Genomic DNA, 1,558 nt, shown 5'->3' with positions numbered 1-1,558 from the left:
GCGTAATCCTCGCCGGTGACGGGGTGGCGCTCTTCGCCGAACGACTCGGCCAGCGGCAGCAGCACGAAGGCATTGCGATCGACCTCATCGCGCGGCAGCATCACGCCATCGACCTCCCCGGTCAGGGTACCGACGGTCAGCAGGTCCAGATCCAGGGTGCGCGGACTGAACTTGGCGCTGTTCTTGAGGCGACCATTGGCCAGCTCGAGCTGCTTGCACCAGGCCTGCAATTCGCCGACGCTCCAGTCACTCTCGAAACCCGCGACCAGATTGAGGAAGTTGCGCCCGTCGACGAAGCCCACCGGCTCGCTCTCGTAGACGGAGGACAGCGTCAGGTTGCCGAAGGTCGCCTCCAGCGCATCCAGGCAGACCCGCACATGATGCTCGCGCTCGATATTGCTACCGATGGAGATCAGTACCAGACTCATGCCGGCGCATCCGAGACGGTCTCGAGGCTGCCGCGCACGATGCGCACGCCAACGGCGGCGGCTTCCGGCACGGCGCCCGGCTTGCGCACCGTCATGGTCAGCCAGGGAATGCCGAACTCTTCACGCAGCAGCGCTGCCAGGCGCTCGGCGAAGGTTTCCACCAGCTCGAAGTGGCTTTCTTCGGCGAAGGTCTGGATGCGCGCGCTGATGGCGGCGTAGTCCAGGGTGTGCGTCAGGTCATCGTCGGCAGCTGCGGCACGAATATCCGTGGCCATTTCCAGATCCATCACCAGACGCTGGCGAATGGTACGCTCCCAGTCATAGACACCAATCACGGTTTCCACGGCCAGAGCCTCGATCAGCACACGATCCACGGCGTTACCTCTATGCTTGTCGAATGAACGAATAAAAACGACGCCCAAGGCCCCGCCATCATGCGACTGATTCTACTGCACCCGGCCCCTGCTTGGCCAAGCTGCCTGCCCCTCTCTCCCTGCCTGTGTGCGACACCTCGGGCACGCAGCGAGTCGACAGCATGCTGACGGGCCTGATCGAGTGGGCCGCGCAACTGGCCGCCTGGCAACAGCTGAGCCTGCTGATGGCCGTGGCCTATGCCAGCGGTTCGGTGCTGGGCGCGGTGTGGATCTGTCAGCGACTGGGACTGCCCGACCCACGCCTGGCGGGCTCCTTCAATCCGGGCTTCTCCAATGTGCTGCGATTGCATGGCGCGCTGCCCGCCGCCCTGGTGCTGGTCTTCGATGCCGCCAAGGGCATGCCGGCACTCTGGCTGGGGCTGGCGCTCTCGCTGCCGCCCTGGGCACTGGGATTGATCGGGCTGGCCGTGCTGATCGGCCACAGCCTGCCGCTGTGGCACCGCGGCCATCGCGGTGGCAAGGCCGTGGCCGCTGCCTTTGGCGTGCTGCTGATGCTGGCGCCGGGCGTCGCCTTGAGCTGCGCCGCGCTGTGGGTCGGGCTGGCCTGGCGACTGCGCACGGCGGCCATCGCCTCGCTGGTGGCCGGGCTGGCGGCGCCCCTGTTCAGCCTGTGGCTGGCGCCGCAGATGAGCGGCGTGATTCTGGTCTTCGCCAGCCTGATCGTGATTCGTCATGCGCTGAATCTGCGCCGCCTGA

The 1,558-nt window shown here is 66.3% G+C and carries 3 protein-coding genes; 1 reads left to right on the top strand and 2 read right to left on the bottom strand.

Translation table 11 applies throughout. The features are described from left to right. Together folK and folB are read right to left on the bottom strand one after the other, a co-directional pair. On the bottom strand, positions 1-428 hold a 428-nt coding region (folK, locus tag AC4FAH_RS04600), incomplete at its 3' end, for a 2-amino-4-hydroxy-6-hydroxymethyldihydropteridine diphosphokinase (protein WP_483236703.1). Further along, entirely contained in the window at positions 425-802 is a 378-nt protein-coding gene (gene folB, locus AC4FAH_RS04595; protein WP_043334640.1) for a dihydroneopterin aldolase, read from the bottom strand. The genes folB and folK, both read right to left, overlap by 4 nt. A 161-nt stretch (positions 803-963) precedes the next feature. Here folB and AC4FAH_RS04590 point away from each other — a divergent pair. Next, a partial coding sequence (locus AC4FAH_RS04590) for a glycerol-3-phosphate acyltransferase (protein ID WP_288989314.1) occupies positions 964-1,558 on the top strand: 595 nt, incomplete at its 3' end.

Source organism: Cobetia sp., assembly GCF_983723665.1.
This window is presented reverse-complemented; position numbering and strand designations above follow the sequence as displayed.